This is a genomic window from Luteococcus sanguinis, assembly GCF_039527675.1.
Lineage (GTDB): Bacteria > Actinomycetota > Actinomycetes > Propionibacteriales > Propionibacteriaceae > Luteococcus > Luteococcus sanguinis.
Genome location: NZ_BAAAKI010000004.1, coordinates 300,944 through 316,839, shown reverse-complemented (window position 1 = coordinate 316,839; position 15,896 = coordinate 300,944). Strand labels below are relative to the sequence as shown.

At 67.1% G+C, this 15,896-nt stretch carries 17 protein-coding genes; 6 read left to right on the top strand and 11 right to left on the bottom strand.

The features are described from left to right. From rpsD to infA, 5 genes are all read right to left on the bottom strand, one after another. A partial coding sequence (gene rpsD / locus ABD089_RS05240) for a 30S ribosomal protein S4 (RefSeq protein ID WP_343885170.1) occupies window positions 1–595 on the bottom strand: 595 nt, incomplete at its 3' end. A gap of 40 nt (window positions 596–635) precedes the next feature. Next, on the bottom strand, window positions 636–1,046 hold the full coding sequence (gene rpsK, locus ABD089_RS05235; protein WP_343885169.1) for a 30S ribosomal protein S11: 411 nt from the start codon (window positions 1,044–1,046) through the stop codon (window positions 636–638). 57 nt (window positions 1,047–1,103) lie between these two features. Further along, window positions 1,104–1,478: a 30S ribosomal protein S13 gene (gene rpsM, locus ABD089_RS05230; RefSeq protein ID WP_343885167.1), complete on the bottom strand. Its 375-nt coding sequence runs from the start codon at window positions 1,476–1,478 to the stop codon at window positions 1,104–1,106. Between the two features lie 343 nt (window positions 1,479–1,821). Continuing rightward, window positions 1,822–1,935: a 50S ribosomal protein L36 gene (rpmJ, locus tag ABD089_RS05225; protein ID WP_002514836.1), complete on the bottom strand. Its 114-nt coding sequence runs from the start codon at window positions 1,933–1,935 to the stop codon at window positions 1,822–1,824. 97 nt (window positions 1,936–2,032) lie between these two features. Then, complete coding sequence (infA, locus tag ABD089_RS05220) at window positions 2,033–2,254, bottom strand: translation initiation factor IF-1 (protein ID WP_343885166.1); 222 nt, start codon at window positions 2,252–2,254, stop codon at window positions 2,033–2,035. Between the two features lie 198 nt (window positions 2,255–2,452). On the opposite strand from infA, the gene ABD089_RS05215 reads away from it, so the two are divergent. Next, window positions 2,453–2,743: a YciI family protein gene (locus tag ABD089_RS05215; RefSeq protein ID WP_343885165.1), complete on the top strand. Its 291-nt coding sequence runs from the start codon at window positions 2,453–2,455 to the stop codon at window positions 2,741–2,743. Between the two features lie 28 nt (window positions 2,744–2,771). Here ABD089_RS05215 and ABD089_RS05210 read toward each other — a convergent pair whose 3' ends face one another. The 6 genes from ABD089_RS05210 to secY form a co-directional block, all read right to left on the bottom strand. Further along, complete coding sequence (locus tag ABD089_RS05210; RefSeq protein WP_343885164.1) at window positions 2,772–3,143, bottom strand: DUF1707 SHOCT-like domain-containing protein; 372 nt, start codon at window positions 3,141–3,143, stop codon at window positions 2,772–2,774. A 10-nt stretch (window positions 3,144–3,153) separates the two neighbouring features. Continuing rightward, complete coding sequence (locus ABD089_RS05205; RefSeq protein ID WP_343885163.1) at window positions 3,154–5,247, bottom strand: prolyl oligopeptidase family serine peptidase; 2,094 nt, start codon at window positions 5,245–5,247, stop codon at window positions 3,154–3,156. Between the two features lie 47 nt (window positions 5,248–5,294). Next, the gene (locus ABD089_RS05200; RefSeq protein WP_343885161.1) at window positions 5,295–7,001 is read right to left on the bottom strand and encodes a formate--tetrahydrofolate ligase; all 1,707 of its coding nucleotides are present in this window, start codon (window positions 6,999–7,001) and stop codon (window positions 5,295–5,297) included. Between the two features lie 109 nt (window positions 7,002–7,110). Beyond that, entirely contained in the window at window positions 7,111–7,944 is an 834-nt protein-coding gene (map, locus tag ABD089_RS05195) for a type I methionyl aminopeptidase (RefSeq protein ID WP_343885159.1), read from the bottom strand. Beyond that, on the bottom strand, window positions 7,944–8,519 hold the full coding sequence (locus ABD089_RS05190) for an adenylate kinase (RefSeq protein WP_343885158.1): 576 nt from the start codon (window positions 8,517–8,519) through the stop codon (window positions 7,944–7,946). Before ABD089_RS05190 ends, map begins: the two co-directional genes overlap by 1 nt. Further along, window positions 8,516–9,832, bottom strand: a complete 1,317-nt coding sequence (gene secY, locus ABD089_RS05185; RefSeq protein WP_343885157.1) for a preprotein translocase subunit SecY — start codon at window positions 9,830–9,832, stop codon at window positions 8,516–8,518. The genes ABD089_RS05190 and secY overlap by 4 nt, the downstream gene beginning before the upstream one ends. 312 nt (window positions 9,833–10,144) lie before the next feature. Here secY and ABD089_RS05180 point away from each other — a divergent pair, with 312 nt between their 5' ends. The 5 genes from ABD089_RS05180 to ABD089_RS05160 all read left to right on the top strand — a co-directional run bounded on the left by ABD089_RS05180 (window position 10,145) and on the right by ABD089_RS05160 (window position 15,833). Then, window positions 10,145–11,791 (top strand): peptide ABC transporter substrate-binding protein, encoded by a 1,647-nt coding sequence (locus tag ABD089_RS05180; RefSeq protein WP_343885156.1) that lies wholly within the window; start codon window positions 10,145–10,147, stop codon window positions 11,789–11,791. 142 nt (window positions 11,792–11,933) lie between these two features. Next, window positions 11,934–12,863, top strand: coding sequence for an ABC transporter permease (locus tag ABD089_RS05175; RefSeq protein ID WP_343885155.1), 930 nt, complete (start codon window positions 11,934–11,936; stop codon window positions 12,861–12,863). A gap of 25 nt (window positions 12,864–12,888) precedes the next feature. Continuing rightward, entirely contained in the window at window positions 12,889–13,803 is a 915-nt protein-coding gene (locus ABD089_RS05170; RefSeq protein ID WP_343885390.1) for an ABC transporter permease, read from the top strand. A 1-nt stretch (window position 13,804) separates the two neighbouring features. Next, entirely contained in the window at window positions 13,805–14,830 is a 1,026-nt protein-coding gene (locus tag ABD089_RS05165) for an ABC transporter ATP-binding protein (RefSeq protein ID WP_343885154.1), read from the top strand. After that, the gene (locus ABD089_RS05160) at window positions 14,781–15,833 is read left to right on the top strand and encodes an ABC transporter ATP-binding protein (RefSeq protein WP_343885152.1); all 1,053 of its coding nucleotides are present in this window, start codon (window positions 14,781–14,783) and stop codon (window positions 15,831–15,833) included. The genes ABD089_RS05165 and ABD089_RS05160 overlap by 50 nt, the downstream gene beginning before the upstream one ends. Window positions 15,834–15,896 lie beyond the last annotated feature (63 nt).

The following is a 15,896-nucleotide window of genomic DNA, read 5'->3' as shown; positions in this document are numbered from 1 at the left end:
AGAGCTCGACGATCGCCTGCTCGTTGACGTCGATGGTGATCTGCTCGCGGGTGGGCAACGAGTGGATCAGAATGCGCATCTTGTTCGGACGCACGTCCATCCAGGCCGGAACCTCGCGCTCGCCGTGGGTCTCACGGGCGATCACCAGCGGGGTCATCTCCAGCGACTTCGGACGAACGTCGATGACGTCGTACTGGGAGACGCGGAAGGAGGGGATGTTCACCTTCTGGCCGTTGACCAGGAAGTGACCGTGGACGACGAGCTGGCGGGCCTGGCGGCGGGTGGCCGCGAAGCCAGCGCGGTAGATCACGTTGTCCAGACGGGACTCGAGGATCTGCAGCAGGGCGTCACCAGTCTTGCCGGGCACGCGGTCGGCCTCGGCGTAGTAGCGACGGAACTGCTTCTCGAGCACGCCGTAGGCGAAACGTGCCTTCTGCTTCTCGCGCAGCTGCAGCGAGTACTCGGAGTCCTTCGTACGGCCACGGCCGTGCACGCCCGGGGGGTAGGGGCGCTTCTCGAACGACTTGTCATTGCCGACCAGGTCCGTCCCGAGGCGACGGGACTTCTTGGTCATGGGGCCGGTGTAACGGGCCATTTTCTATCAGTCCTTAGTGTGTTTCGTCAGCGGGTGGGGATCAGACGCGGCGACGCTTGGGCGGGCGGCATCCGTTGTGGGGCACGGGGGTGACGTCGGCGATGGCGCCGACCTCGAGGCCAACAGCTCCGAGGGAGCGGATGGCGGTCTCACGGCCCGAGCCCGGACCCTTGACGAACACGTCCACGCGCTTCATGCCATGGTCCATGGCACGACGACCAGCGGCCTCGGCGGCCATCTGGGCGGCGAACGGGGTCGACTTGCGCGAGCCCTTGAAGCCGACGGTGCCGGCAGAGGCCCACGAGATCACCGCACCGGTCGGGTCGGTGATCGCGATGATGGTGTTGTTGAACGTCGACTTGATGTGGGCCTGGCCCGCGACGATGTTCTTCTTCTCCTTGCGGCGCACCTTGGTCTTGGCGGCAGCGCTCTTGCGGCTAGCAGTAGCCATAGCTCAATATCTCCTGGAGTTTCCGTGTCAGCTGGTCAGCGCGCGATGCGCAGCCGATCAGCGAGCCTTCTTCTTGCCGGCGACGGCCTTCTTCTTGCCCTTGCGGGTGCGCGCGTTGGTGCGCGTGCGCTGGCCGCGGACGGGAAGACCGGCGCGGTGACGACGGCCCTGGTAGTTGCCGATCTCGATCTTGCGACGGATGTCGGCAGCGACGGTGCGACGAAGGTCACCCTCGGTCTCGTAGTTGGCCTCGATGTGGTCGCGCAGGGCGACCAGCTGCTCGTCGGTCAGGGTGTGGACACGGAGATCCCCGGAGATGCCGGTGGCGGCGAGGGTCTGCTTGGCACGGGTCTTTCCGATGCCAAAGATGTAGGTGAGTGCGATCTCGAGACGCTTCTCGCGCGGGAGATCGACACCAATGAGGCGTGCCATGTGGCGGTTACCTTTCAGTAGTCAGCCCTGGCTCCCCCGGTTCCAGCGGGACTTCGGAGCGCGGTCGTGGGCCGCGAAGGTGTGAGGCGCAATGCGTCCCTGACTGCTGCAAGCCCGACCCGTGCAGGTTCCCACCTGGCGGCCCGTTGCTCCCGGGGCCCCGGCCTTCGTCCGGGGGTTCGACCGGAGCGGGGTTCTCGCCCGTCCGGCCTTGCATCACGTTGTTGTGTTGTTGTCTGGCAGGTGCGTCCCGGAAGAACCGGGGGTGACCGACACCTGCGATGGTCTGCGAGTCACCGCCCCATGGCCCGCTGAAGTCAGTGGGCCCACATTGCCTGGCTGGTCAGCCCTGGCGCTGCTTGTGGCGCGGGTTGTCGCAGATCACCATCACGCGACCGTGCCGGCGGATCACCTTGCACTTGTCGCAGATCTTCTTGACGCTCGGCTGAACCTTCATTCGAGCTCCTTGATCTGGCGATCAGGGCACACGCATGTACCCGGATCTGTGGTGGATTCTCTGCAGTTGGGACGCCTTTGGGGGCCTCCCGGGTGGATCACTTGTGGCGGTAGACGATGCGTCCGCGAGTCAGGTCGTAGGGGGAAAGCTCGACGACGACCCGGTCGTTCGGAATGATGCGGATGTAGTGCTGACGCATCTTGCCGCTGATCGTGGCGAGCACCTTGTGGCCGTTCACGAGCTCCACGCGGAACATCGCGTTGGGCAGTGACTCGACCACGGTTCCCTCGAGCTCGAGGGCTCCCTCTTTCTTGGCCATGTACTCTCAATCTCTTCGACTGGCCCGTTCCAGATGGACGCGGGCACGAACGATCGCCTGTGCCACAGGGACCGACACACAAGCCTACGCCCCGCCCTGCGAGCGGCCAAATCGGGGCACCAATCCCCGAGCCTCCACGATCCAGGGCCGCCCTCCCGATCCATGAGCTTGCCGAGGGTCACCACTACTGTGCTGCCCATGGCCTACTACGCAGTCACCTATGTCTACGCCGACACCCGCGAGGTGCAGGACGAGTTGCGCCCGCAGCATCGTGCCTTCCTCGCCAGCCTCACCTCGCGTGGCCTGGTCGCCAGCGGTCCACTGCTGGAGACCACCCCGGCGCAGGCCCTGTTGGTCTTCGAGGCCGACAGTGCCGACGAGGTCCGCGCCATGCTCGCCCACGACCCCTTCCAACAGGCCGACCAGGTGGCCGAGACGCGCGTCGTCGAGTGGAATCCTGTGATCGGCATCCTCGCGCCACAGGGCTGAGCCGGCGCCGCAATGGCGATGCGGGAGGTCACATCGCCAACAGCACCAGCATGATGACCAGCACGCCCACCAGCGCCATCGACCCGTACATCGTCATCTTCGCCAGTTCCATCCCACCGGAGGTCTCGTTGACCTGCCCCGGCTCGAGAGCGGTCTGCTGCGCGACGATGGCTGGGCTGTTGTGCGTCTCGCGCACCGCTGCCTGCTCGACGACCGGCACCAACTCCCCCAGCGTCCGGGCCGCGTAGAGCCGGTCCAGCAGGGCCCGGTAGTCGTCCTGGGAGACGTCCCCGCGCTCGAAGGCCGCGTTCAGCCGACGGGTCAGGTCGTCGCGCTCGGCATCGCTGACCGGCAGGTCGGGCTGGGAGCGGTACTTCGACGAGATCGGCAGGTTGCTCACGTCCCCCAGCCTATCCGCGCTCGACGACCAGCCCCGTGTGGTGCGCCGCGAAGGCCAACAGGTCAGCCCCTTCGGCGGCCAGGACGGCCGGAGGCTTGTCCGTCAGACCGTGGCCAGTGGAGGGCTCGATCCTGATCCAGACCGGCGCCTGTCCACCTTGGCAGTGCTGCAGTTCGGCGGCGAACTTGTACGAGTGGGCCGGCACGACCCGGTCGTCGTGGTCGCTGGTGGCCACGAGGGTGGCCGGGTAGCGCGTCCCCGGGACGAGGTTGTGCAAGGGGCTCCAGGTGAGGATCCGCTCCAATTCTGCCGGGTCGTCCGGGTCGCCGTAGTCGCTGATCCACGCCGACCCGATGGTGAACCGGTGGAAGCGCACGACATCGAGCACGCCGACGTGCGGGATCGCAGCCGCGAAGAGCTCGGGACGTTGGGCAATGGCCGCCCCGGTCAGCAAGCCACCATTGGACTTGCCGTGGACAGCCAGCTGCTGGGCCGTCGTGACACCCTCACTGATGATCTGCTCGGCGACGGCGAAGAGGTCGTCGAAGACCTGTTGCTTGTGCTCCCGCCGGCCCTGGTCGTACCACTGGCGACCGAACTCACCACCGCCGCGCAGGTTCGCGATCACGAGCTTCCCGCCGGCCGCCAACCAGGCCGGCCAGGTGGCACGGAAGTCGGCGAGGATCGGGATGTCGAAGCCGCCGTAGCCGTAGAGGATGGTGGGGGACGGGCTGTCGGGAACGCCCTCGGGCAGTACCAGGAAGTAGGGCACCTCGGCTCCGTCGGAGCTCGTCGCCCGCCGACGCTCGATCGAGTACCGCGGGGGCTGCCAGGATTCCACCCCCGGGGTTTCCGCTGGGCCAGCCAGAGCCGTCACCTCACCGGTGGCGGCGTCGACGCGGAAGGCGGCCTCCCGGTCGACCACCGTGCTCATCCCGACGAAGGCCTCGAAGGACCCCTCGGCGGTGTTGAGCGCGACGACGGCACCCCCGGGCAGGTCGAGCGCGCCCAAGGACTCACCGGCCAGCGAGAACCGCTGGACCACGGGCGTGGCGTCGACGAGTGTCGAGGCCAGCAGGACGTCGGCGGCCAGCTCCGCCTGGAGCAGGGTCACGGACTGTTCCGCGACGACCTCGCGGAGCCCGCCCTCCGGTCGCAGCGCCACCACGCGACCCAAGGGGGCATCGAGGTCGGTGAGGAACAGCAGCTCATCGTCGCGTGAGCCGACATAGCTCCACGCCGCGGTGGCCTCGGGCACCAGCTCGACCCGCTCCCCCACGCGGCTGCGCCCGTCGGAGCCGGGGGTCAGCGGGTACAGCCAGACTCGCGTGGTGCGTTCGGTGCCGACATGGACGTGCAGCACCAGCCAGGCGTCGTCGTCGCTCACGACGGCCCAGGCGCGGGCCTGCGGCTCATCGGTGAAGTCGACCACGGTCCAGTCGTCGGCCCCCACGGTGTGGACGCGCAGCTGCGCCGCGCCGAGCTGGGCGGACGCGCTGCCGTCCGCCCGGCCAGCCCCGGGGAAGTGGTTGTACAGGTGGGAACGTCCGTCCGGCAGCCAGACCGGGGAGCAGAACTTGGTGGTGGTGGCATGGTCCTCGACCGCCGTGCCGTGCTCGTCGACGACCTGCACCCGCATCCAGTCCGAGCCGGCCTCGGATCGGGCGACCGCGAAGTGCTCACCGCCCGGGGCGACCGTGAGGGCAGAGAGCGAGACAGAGCCGTCCTCGCTCCAGGTGTTCGGGTCCACCAGCACGCGTCCGCCCGCCAGCAGCTCGTCCAGTGAGCCGGCGACCAGCACCACGTCCTGCAACTGCCCGCCGGAGTTCACCTGGCGCAGGAAGCGGCCCTTGCTGACACGCGGCGTCGAGGCCCGAGGCCGCAGGGTGACCGCCGTCATCAGGTCACCGAACCGGTCCCGGCCCGGGAGCGCCGCCAGCAGCGGCTCAGTGAAGGCACGCTGGCGCTCCACCCAGTCGCGGGTGCGCACCGAGTCCTCGTCCTCCAGCCAGCGATAGGGATCGGCGACCGAATGGCCGAAGAGGTCCTCTATGACGTCGTCACGGTCGGTGTGCGGCGGGCGGTTGGTGTCTGCGGTGCTCACCCGGTCGACCCTAGTGCGTGCCCCGGCGGCTCAGAACTGCACGTGTCTCAGAACAGGCCGACGACCTCGCCGTTCTCGTCCAGGTCGATCCGCTCGGCGGCCGGGTGCTTGCCCAGCCCGGGCATGGTCCGCATCTCGCCACAGATGGCGTAGACATAACCGGCTCCCGCCGCCAGGCGCACCTCACGGACGGGCAGCGTCCAACCGGTGGGCGCGCCGCGCAGCAGGGGGTCGTGCGAGATGGACAGGTGGGTCTTCGCGATGACGACGGGAAGATGGCCGTAGCGCAACTCCTCGAAGTGGGCCAGCTCCTTGCGCGCCTGCGGGCTCAGTTCGATGCCATCGGCTCCGTAGACCCCGGTGGCGACCTTGCGGATCTTCTCCTCCAGGGTGTCGCCGTCGTCGTAGGTGAAGCGGAAGTCCGTCTCGTCGTGGCAGGCCTCGACCAGAACCCGGGCCAGTTCCTTGGCTCCGTCGCCGCCATCGACGACGTGGGTGGTCAGCGCACACCGTGCTCCGGCCTGCTCGGCGATCTGGCGGATCACCTCGTGCTCGCTCGCGAAGTCGGTGGGGAACACATTGATCGCCACCACCGGCTGCACCCCGAAGGAACGGACGATGTCGATGTGCTTGCGCAGGTTGTCGGCGCCAGCCAGCACGTCGTCCGCGTTCTCGGCCAGCATCGGCTCGGGAAGCGGCTTGCCCGCGACGACCTTGTAACGGCCCGAATGGGTCTTCAGGGCGCGAACGGTGGTGACCAGCACCGCGGCATCGGGGCGCAGGCCGGAGACGCGACACTTCACGTTGAAGAAGCGCTCCGCCCCCATGTCGGCGCCGAAGCCCGCCTCGGTGAGCAGGTACTCCGAGGTCTTCGAGCCCACCCGGTCGGCGATCACCGAGGAGTTGCCGGTGGCGATGTTGCCGAAGGGGCCGGCGTGGATCAGCGCCGGAGAGTTCTCGGTGGTCTGCATCATGTTGGGCTTGATGGCCTCCTTCATGATGACGGCCATCGCGCCAGCGGCCTTCAGGTCCTCGGCGGTGACCGGACGTCCGTCGAAGGTGTATCCGATGACGATCCGTCCCAGCCGGGCGCGCAGGTCGATCAAGTCGGTGGCCAGGGCCAGGATCACGCCGACCTCGCTGGCGGCGGTGATGTCGAAACCGGTCTGGCGTGGCGGGCCGTCCAGCTTTGCCCCGAGCCCGACGATGACATTGCGCAGGGCGCGGTCGTTGATGTCCACGACGCGGCGCCAGCTCACCGACCAGGGGTCGATACCCAGGTCGTTGCCGTGGTGCAGGTGGTTGTCGATCATCGCGGCCAGCAGGTCGTGGGCAGCGGTGATCGCGTGGAAGTCACCAGTCAGGTGCAGGTTCAGCCGCTCCATCGGGACGACCTGCGAGTAGCCGCCGCCGGCGGCGCCGCCCTTGACGCCGAAGGTCGGCCCGAGCGAGGGCTGGCGCAGGGCCAGCATGGATCGCTTGCCCAGCTTCTCCAGGCCCTGGGCCAGACCGACGGCGGTGGTCGTCTTGCCCTCCCCCAGCGGCGTGGGCGTCAGGGCCGTGATGACGACGTACTTGGCTGCGGGGCGCTCCGCGAGCTCATCGATGACCTCCAGCTGCACCTTCGCGACGTCGCGGCCGTAGGGCTCGACGAAGCGGGCGTCGATGCCTGCCCGGGCCGCGACCTCCTCGATGGGCAGCAGCTTCGCGGCGCGCGCGATCTCGAGATCGGAGGGCAGTGGCTTCGTCGGCATGAGGCCATTCAACACCACACTTTTTCGCGCGCGACCCCACCCGCGAGACAAAACATCCCGTCCTCTGTGCGGGGACGGGATGAGTTGCTGTCAGTGCCGATTCCTTCGTTCAGTCGGACAGTGGCCCGAAGGGCAGGCCGCGGGCCACAAGCTCGGCCTCGCCACCGTCCAGCTCGGTGAGCACCCACAGGCCGTCCGGGGTGGCAGTCACGGTGTTCTCCCAATGGGCAGCCCACTTGCCGTCGCGGGTGACGACCGTCCAGTCGTCATCGAGCGTCACCGAGTCCTCGGTGCCCAGCACGACCATGGGCTCGATGGCGAGCACGAGACCCTCGGTGACCTTGCGCCCACGTCCGGCCCGGCCGTAGTTGGGGACGTCGGGGTCCTGGTGCATCTCGGTGCCGATGCCGTGGCCGGTGTACTCACGGGTGATGCCGTAGTCACCGCGCGCGACGATGGCCTGTTCGATGGCATGGGAGATGTCGCCGACACGTCCACCCAGGCGCATCGCGCCGATCCCGGCCCACATCGACTCACGGGTGGTCTCCACCAGAGCGTCCACCTCGGGGCTCACCGCTCCGACGCGGAAGGTTCGGGCGGCGTCGCCGTGCCAGCCATCGATGATCGCACCGAAATCAAAGGAAACGATGTCCCCCTCAGCGAGCTCACGATCCCCGGGGATGCCGTGGACGATGACCTCATTGGGCGAGATGCACGCGACACCCGGGTAGGGCGGATAGCCCCAGTCGGCGCCGTAGTTCAGGAAGTTGGAGCTGGCTCCACGTTCAGCGAGCATCTGGCGCGCGATCGAGTCGAGCTGACCCGTGGTGACGCCGGGACGCACCTCGTCGGCCATCCGGGCGAGCACCTCGGCGACCACGAGCCCCGCCTTGCGCATGGCGATGACCTGCGCGGGCTTCTTGATCTGGACGCCCCCGGCCATCAGTTGGTCGCGTACTGGTCGATCGCCGCGAAGATCCGCTCGGCCACATCGTCGACGGAACCGTCACCGTCGACGCTGACCAGCAGGCCGCGCTCACGGTAGAGCGCCATCAACGGCTCCGTCTCGGAACGGTAGACCTCCATCCGGCGACGGATGGTCTCCTCGTTGTCGTCCGCGCGGCCCTCGATCTGGGCGCGCTTCAGCAGACGAGCGACGAGTTCCTCCTCGTCGGTCTCCAGCGAAAGCACACAGTCGAGCTTGCGGTGCGCATCTTCGAGGATGATGTCCAGGGCGTCCACCTGCTCCAGGGTGCGCGGATAGCCGTCCAGCAGCCAGCCGTTGTTGGTATCGCCCTCGAGCAGGCGCTTCGCGACGACCGCCGTGGTCAGCACATCCGGGACGAACTCGCCCTTGCTGATCAGCGCGTTCACCCGGTTGCCGAGCTCGGTCTTGGCGGCGATGTTCGCCCGGAAGATCGCACCGGTGGAGACGGCCGGGATGCGGTAGTGGTTGGCGATGAGCTTGGCCTGGGTGCCCTTGCCGGCGCCGGGGGCGCCCATGATGAGCATTCTCACTTGAGGAATCCTTCGTAGTTGCGCTGCTGCAGTTGGCTCTCGACCTGCTTCACCGTGTCGAGCGCGACGCCCACGATGATGAGGATGGACGTGCCGCCAAAGGGGAAATTGCCATTGGCGCCCAGGGCGACGAAGGCGATCGTCGGGATCAGCGAGATCAGGGCCAGGTAGAGGGCACCGGGAGCGGTGAGGCGGGTCAGCACGAAGCCGAGATAGTCCTCGGTGGGTTTGCCCGCGCGGATGCCGGGGATGAAGCCGCCGTACTTCTTCATGTTGTCGCTGATCTCGACCGGGTCGAAGGTGATCGAGACGTAGAAGTAGGCAAAGAAGATGATCAGGAAGAAGAAGACCAGGTTGTACAGCGGCTGGTGACCCTGGCCCGTGCCCGAGAAATGCGTTTGGATCCACTGCGCCGCCTTGCTGTCCGGTTGGAACAGCGCGTACAGCACGGGGAGGTACAGCATGGACGAGGCGAAGATCACGGGGATGACGCCCGCCTGGTTCACCTTGAGCGGGATGTAGGTGGTGGTGCCGCCGAAGACGCGCTTGCCGACCATCCGCTTGGCGTACTGCACGGGGATGCGGCGCTGTGCCTGCTCCATGAAGATGACCGCTGCCATCACCAGCAGGCCGACGGCGACCACGAGCCCGAAGACGAACCAGGCATTGGCGCCCTGGCGGGCCTGCTTGATGGCCCACAGGGAGGCGGGGAACTGGGCGGCGATCTGGGTGAAGATCATCACCGACATGCCGTTGCCCACGCCGCGCTCGGTGATCAGCTCGCCCAGCCACATGATGATCGAGGTGCCGGCGGTCATCGTCAGCACCATCACGACGATCGGGAAGATGGACGTGTCGTACATGACGCCGTCGCAACCCTGGAAGAGCTGGCCGTTGCGCGCCATCGTCACGAAGGCAGTCGCCTGCAGCACCGCGAGCACCAGCGTCAGGTAGCGGGTGTACTGGGTGATCTTCTGCTGGCCCTGGCCGCCCTCCTTCTTCAGCGTCTCCAGCCGCGGGATCACCACCGTCAGCAGCTGCAGGATGATCGAGCTGGTGATGTAGGGCATGATGCCCAGCGCGAAGATCGACAGCTGCAGCAGTGCTCCGCCCGAGAACAGGTTGATCATCGAGTACAGGCCCGCTGCGTCGCCACTGGCGGCCAGCGTGCGGCACTCGTCGATGCGCTTCAGGTTCACGTTCGGCGCCGGGATGGTCGAGCCGAGCCGGAAGATGGCGAGGATGAACAGGGTGAAACCGATCTTCTTGCGAAGGTCGGGCGACCTGAACGCATTGCCAAAAGCAGAAAGCATGGGGCGTTGTCTTCCTCGTTGGTGGACGGTGGCCGGGTGCTTGCGCACGCAGGTCAACCGCGCCAGCCTATCAACTGCCCCGGTGGGGTCCACTTTGCCGAGGTGCACGCCACCCCCGCCGCTTGTAACGATCTGGTTTCCGAACTGGCCAGGGCACCCATTTCAACGTGATGAACCGATACCTTCTGGCGCAATGGGTAGGGCCGAGTCATCGGCGCCGAGCCCACAGCCCCACCCGAACCAGCCATGCGGTTCATCGAAACCCTGCTCGCACCCACTGCAGGGCACCCACTTTTCCCCAGGAGGGACTCCATGAGCGCTCGTCGCACTCTTGCTGCCGCCGCCGTCGCCACCGTCGCCCTGACGATGAGCGCCTGTGGCTCCGATTCCAGCTCTTCGTCGTCCGGCGCGTCCGGCTCGGCGGTCACCAAGTCGGGTGGCGCCATCACCATTCGCGGCTGCACCCCGGAGAACCCGCTGATCGGCTCGAACACCACCGAGGTCTGCGGTGGCAATGTCATCGACGCCGTCACCGCCAAGCTCGTCCGCTACAACAGCGACACCGCCGCGCCCGAGAACGACATCGCCGAGTCGATCGAGACCAGCGACAACAAGCTGTTCACGGTCAAGCTCAAGAGCGGCTACAAGTTCAGCGACGGCACCGAGGTCAAGGCGAAGAACTTCGTGGACGCGTGGAACTTCGCCGCCTACGGCCCCAATGGTCAGCAGAACGGCTACTTCTTCGAGCCGGTCGCAGGCTTCGCGGACACCCAGTGCACCGATGACGAGTGCAAGACGGCCCCCAAGTCGAAGACCATGTCCGGCCTGAAGGTCGTGGACGACCACACCTTCACCATCGCCACCACCGAGGCGGTCTCCAACCTGCCCGTCCGCCTGGGCTACTCGGCCTTCGTCCCTCAGCCCGACTCCTTCCTGGCCAACCCGACCGATGCCGCTTTCGGCAAGACGCCGATCGGCGCCGGTCCCTTCAAGATCACCTCGAACTCGGCCACCGAGATCGTGCTGGAGAAGAACGAGAACTACTCGGGCAAGTTCGGCGCCAATGTCGACAAGGTCACCTACCGCATCTACAACGACGCCAACGCCGCGTGGACCGATCTGGTGGCCGACAACATCGACTTCACCGACATCGTGCCCTCCGACCAGCTGGCCAACGACCTGTGGAAGACCACCATCGACGCCGATCGCACCGCGGTGCGTGACTCCGGCGTGATGCAGGTGCTCACCTTCTCCCCCGCCGACGAGCAGCTGGCCAAGAACCCCGACCTGCGCAAGGCGATCAGCCGGGCCATCGACCGCGACACGATCACCAAGCAGATCTTCAACGGCACCCGCAAGTCGGCCACCAGCTGGGTCGCCCCCGTCGTTGATGGCTACAAGGACGGCGTCTGCGGCGACTCCTGCACCTACGACAAGGCTGCGGCCAAGAGCGCCTACGACGCTGCCGGTGGCTACAAGGGCACCTTCCTGATCTCGGTCAACGGCGACGGCGGCCACAAGCTGTGGGCCGACGCGGTCTGCAATGGCCTCAAGACCGACCTCGGCATGGACTGCCGGGTGAACACCACGCCCGACTTCAAGACCCTGCGCACCCAGATCAAGGCAGGCGAACTGAAGGGCTCCTTCCGTGGCGGCTGGCAGATGGACTACCCCTCGATCGAGAACTTCCTGACCCCGATCTACGCCAAGGGTGCCGCCTCGAACGACGCGCACTACGACAACCCGGCCTTCGACGCCAAGCTGAAGGAGGCCGCCGCGGCCAGCACCACCGAGGAGTCGAACAGCCTCTACCAGGAGGCCGAGGCGATGCTCGCCGAGACCCTGCCGACCGCCCCGCTGTGGTCCGCAGCCACCCCGGTGGCCTGGTCGACCAAGGTCACAAACGTCAAGGTGACCCCCTTCGGCACCCTCGACCTGAGCGCCATCAGCACCAAGTGACCGATCAGGCACAATGACCAGGCACCACCTGGTCCAAAACGCCTGATCTGACACACCTGAACTGCGCACCAGGGTGGTGTGTCGGCCAACAGCCGGCACACCACCCTTGCGGTGTCCGTCCCAGCCAGGAGAACTCCACAGCATGGCCAAGTACATCCTCAGACGCCTGCTCCAGATGATCCCCGTGATCATCGGCGCCACCTTCCTGCTCTTCGTCCTCGTGTACGCCCTGCCGGGCGACCCCTGGGTCGGGCGCTGCGGCGAACGCGACTGCACACCCGCCTACATCGAGGCCTTCAAGCGGGAGTACAACCTCGACAAGCCGCTCCTGGTGCAGTACCTGCTCTACCTGGGCAAGTTGGTCCGGGGAGACTTGGGGACGAACTTCTACCACAACTTCGTGGCTGGCGAGCTGGCCGCGCGCTACCCCACCACCTTGAAGCTCGCCCTGATCGCGCTGGTCTTCGAGGCCGTCGTGGGCATCGCCGCGGGCGTGCTGGCCGGCATCCGCAAGGGCCGCTTCATCGACTCCTTCGTGACCGTCTCGACGCTGGTCCTGATCTCCATCCCGGTGTTCGTGATCGGCAGCGTGGCCCAGTTCGGCATCCTCAAGGCCGGCCTCAAGCATGTCATCCCGGTGACCGCCAGCCAGGGCACCTGGCAACAGTTGATGCTGCCGGGCCTGGTGCTGGGTTCGCTGTCGGTGGCCTATGTGGCGCGCCTCACCCGCACCAACCTGGTCGAGAACCTGCGCGCCGACTACGTCCGCACCGCGAAGGCCAAGGGCCTGTCGAATGCCCGCACGATCGGCGTGCACACCCTGCGCAACTCCCTGATCCCGGTGATCACCTTCATGGGCTACGACTTCGGCGCCCTGATGGGCGGCGCCATCGTGACCGAGCGCATCTTCAACATCAACGGCGTCGGCGGTTTCATCTATCGCTCCCTCAACCAGCAGGACGGCATCTCGGTGGTGGGTGCGGTCACCTGCCTGGTGCTGGTGTACCTGCTGATGAACCTGCTCGTCGACGTCCTCTACAGCGTCCTGGACCCGAGGATCACCAATGACTGAACCCATCACCACCGAGGCGCAGGCGATGGTGGCGAGCGACCCGATCGTCGCCGAGGCCACCACCGACCGTCCATTGTCCCTGTGGCGTGACGCCTGGGACGAGATGCGCCGCAGCAAGCTGTTCTGGCTGGCTGTCGCTCTGATCACCGTCTTCGTGGCGATGGCCCTCGTTCCCGGGCTGTTCGCTCCCAAGGACCCCTACGCCTGCCCGCTTGCCGAGGCCCGCACCGCCCCCAGCGGCGAGCACTGGTTCGGCACCGACGTGCAGGGCTGCGATGTCTACACCCGGACGATCCACGGCGCCCGCGCCTCCATCCTGGTCGGGGTGCTCACCACGCTTGGCACCACCGCACTGGGCGGACTGATCGGCGTCATCTCCGGCTATGTCGGTGGTTGGGTCGACACCCTGCTCTCCCGCGTGGGCGAGGTCTTCTTCGCCATCCCGCTGCTGCTGGGCGGCATCATCATCCTCTACTCCTTCCCCAGCTCCACCGACACCCCCTACCTGGTCGTCGTGGCCAAGGTCGTCGCAGCGCTGGTGATCCTCGGCTGGCCGTCGCTGGCCCGGCTGATGCGCTCGTCCGTGCTGCAGGTCAAGCCCAACGAGTACGTCCAGGCCGCCCGCGCCCTGGGCGCCAGCCCGTGGCGGATCATCACCCAGCACATCCTGCCGAACTCGCTTGCGGCGGTGTTGAGCGTCGCGACGATCAACCTCGGCACCTACATCGCCATCGAGGCCACGTTGAGCTTCCTCGGCATCGGCCTGCAGCCGCCCACGATCAGCTGGGGCATCTCCATCTCCGAGGCCTCCGGCCTGGGCTATGTGCAGACCGCCCCGTGGATGCTGGCCTTCCCCTCCCTGTTCCTGTCGCTGACCGTCCTCGCCTTCATCATGATGGGCGAGGTCATCCGCGACGCACTCGACCCGAAGCTGCGCTGACATGGCAAAGAACACATCATCCGACCGAACCTGGACGCCCGTCGACGGGCGGCTTCTCGAGGTGGACGACCTGCACGTCGAGTTCCGGATGCGTGCCGGCGTGGCCAAGGCCATCAACGGCGTCTCGTTCACCCTTGACCAGGGCGAGACGCTGGCGATCCTGGGCGAGTCCGGGTCGGGCAAGTCCGTCACGGCCCAGGCCATCATGGGCATCCTCGACACCCCGCCGGCCCACATCCCGTCCGGTCAGGTGCGCTACTGCGGCACCGACCTGCTGACACTGCCCGAGAAGGAGCGCCAGAAGGTCCGCGGCGCCCAGATCGCGATGGTCTTCCAGGATGCGCTGAGTTCGCTGAACCCGGTATTCCCGGTGGGTTGGCAGATCGCGGAGATGTTCCGGGTGCACCGAGGCATGAACAAGTCGGACGCGAAGGCCCGCGCCATCGAGCTGATGCAGCGGGTCAACATCCCGGCCGCCGCCGAGCGCGTGGACGCCTACCCGCACCAGTTCTCCGGCGGCATGCGCCAGCGCATCATGATCGCGATGGCGATCGCCCTCGATCCGGCGATCCTGATCGCGGATGAGCCGACGACCGCCCTCGACGTCACCGTCCAGGCGCAGATCATGGACCTTCTCAAGGAACTGCAGGACGAGTCGGGCATGGGCCTGATCCTGATCACCCACGACCTGGGCGTGGTGGCCGACGTCGCCGACCGGATCAACGTCATGTACACCGGACGGATGGTCGAGCAGGCTCCCGTCCACGACACCTACGCCAAGCCGGCGCACCCCTACACGAAGGGGCTCATCGATTCCATCCCACGCCTGGACCAGAAGGGTCAGCAGCTTCGCGCCATCGGCGGGCTCCCGCCGAACTTGCTGCGCATCCCCGACGGCTGCGCCTTCCACCCACGGTGCCCCATGGCGGCCGACATCTGCCGCACCGGCCAGCCGCCTGCCCTGCGCCAACTGACCGATGAGCGGGCGAGCGCCTGCCACTTCGCCGAGGAGCTCCTCAATGGCTGATCCCATCCTTTCCGCCCGCGGGCTGAAGAAGCACTACCCCATCATGGGCGGCGTCATCCGCCACCAGGTCGGGGCCGTGAAGGCCGTCGACGGCGTCGACCTCGACCTGTACCCCGGCGAGACCCTGGGCATCGTCGGCGAGTCCGGCTGTGGCAAGTCCACGCTCGGACGCCTGCTGATGCGCCTGGAGGACCCGACCGAGGGGAAGGTGCTGTTCAACGGCGAAGACGTCACCCGCACCGGCGGTTCGGCGATGCGCCGGATGCGACGCGACGTCCAGATCGTCTTCCAGGACCCCTACACCTCGCTGAACCCACGCAAGACCGTCGGCGACATCATCGGCGAGCCCTTCGAGATCCACACCGACGTGGTCCCCCGCGACCAGCGCCGGCGACGTGTCCAGGAACTGCTGGAGCAGGTCGGCCTCAACCCCGAGCACATCAACCGCTACCCGCACCAGTTCTCCGGCGGACAGCGCCAGCGCATCGGCATCGCGCGCGGCATCGCGCTCAACCCCAAGGTGCTGATCTGTGACGAGCCGGTCTCCGCGCTGGACGTCTCGGTGCAGGCCCAGGTGGTGAACCTGCTGGAGCGACTGCAGAGCGAACTGGGTCTGGCCTATGTCTTCATCGCCCACGACCTCGCCGTGGTGCGCCACATCTCCGATCGCGTCGGCGTGATGTACCTGGGCAAGATGGTGGAGCTCGGGGACGACGCCCAGATCTACGAACGGCCCACCCACCCCTACACACAGGCGTTGCTGTCCGCCGTCCCGGTGCCGGACCCCTCCGTGCGCGGCACCCGAGAGCAGATCGTCCTGACCGGCGACGTCCCCTCCCCCGCCAACCCGCCGTCTGGTTGCCGTTTCCACACCCGGTGCTGGAAGGCCACGGAACTGTGCTCGTCGAGCGAGCCGCTGCTCGAGCCCTCGAACGATGGGGTGTCCAGCCATCCCTCGGCCTGCCACTACGCCGCACCCCGCACCGACCTCGTCACGGCCTGAACCAGAATCCCCGTACCCGGGGCGAAGTCACCAAGGCCCTGTGGACGCACAAAGGCGGCGGCC

Coding starts and splice junctions, on each gene's coding strand:
- rpsK (WP_343885169.1), bottom strand. CDS start 1,046: ATGGCTACTGCTAGCCGCAAGAGCGCTGCCGCCAAGACCAAGGTGCGC.
- rpsM (WP_343885167.1), bottom strand. CDS start 1,478: ATGGCACGCCTCATTGGTGTCGATCTCCCGCGCGAGAAGCGTCTCGAG.
- rpmJ (WP_002514836.1), bottom strand. CDS start 1,935: ATGAAGGTTCAGCCGAGCGTCAAGAAGATCTGCGACAAGTGCAAGGTG.
- infA (WP_343885166.1), bottom strand. CDS start 2,254: ATGGCCAAGAAAGAGGGAGCCCTCGAGCTCGAGGGAACCGTGGTCGAG.
- ABD089_RS05215 (WP_343885165.1), top strand. CDS start 2,453: ATGGCCTACTACGCAGTCACCTATGTCTACGCCGACACCCGCGAGGTG.
- ABD089_RS05200 (WP_343885161.1), bottom strand. CDS start 7,001: ATGCCGACGAAGCCACTGCCCTCCGATCTCGAGATCGCGCGCGCCGCG.
- map (WP_343885159.1), bottom strand. CDS start 7,944: ATGGCCGGGGGCGTCCAGATCAAGAAGCCCGCGCAGGTCATCGCCATG.
- secY (WP_343885157.1), bottom strand. CDS start 9,832: ATGCTTTCTGCTTTTGGCAATGCGTTCAGGTCGCCCGACCTTCGCAAG.
- ABD089_RS05180 (WP_343885156.1), top strand. CDS start 10,145: ATGAGCGCTCGTCGCACTCTTGCTGCCGCCGCCGTCGCCACCGTCGCC.
- ABD089_RS05175 (WP_343885155.1), top strand. CDS start 11,934: ATGGCCAAGTACATCCTCAGACGCCTGCTCCAGATGATCCCCGTGATC.
- ABD089_RS05170 (WP_343885390.1), top strand. CDS start 12,889: ATGGTGGCGAGCGACCCGATCGTCGCCGAGGCCACCACCGACCGTCCA.
- ABD089_RS05165 (WP_343885154.1), top strand. CDS start 13,805: ATGGCAAAGAACACATCATCCGACCGAACCTGGACGCCCGTCGACGGG.
- ABD089_RS05160 (WP_343885152.1), top strand. CDS start 14,781: ATGAGCGGGCGAGCGCCTGCCACTTCGCCGAGGAGCTCCTCAATGGCT.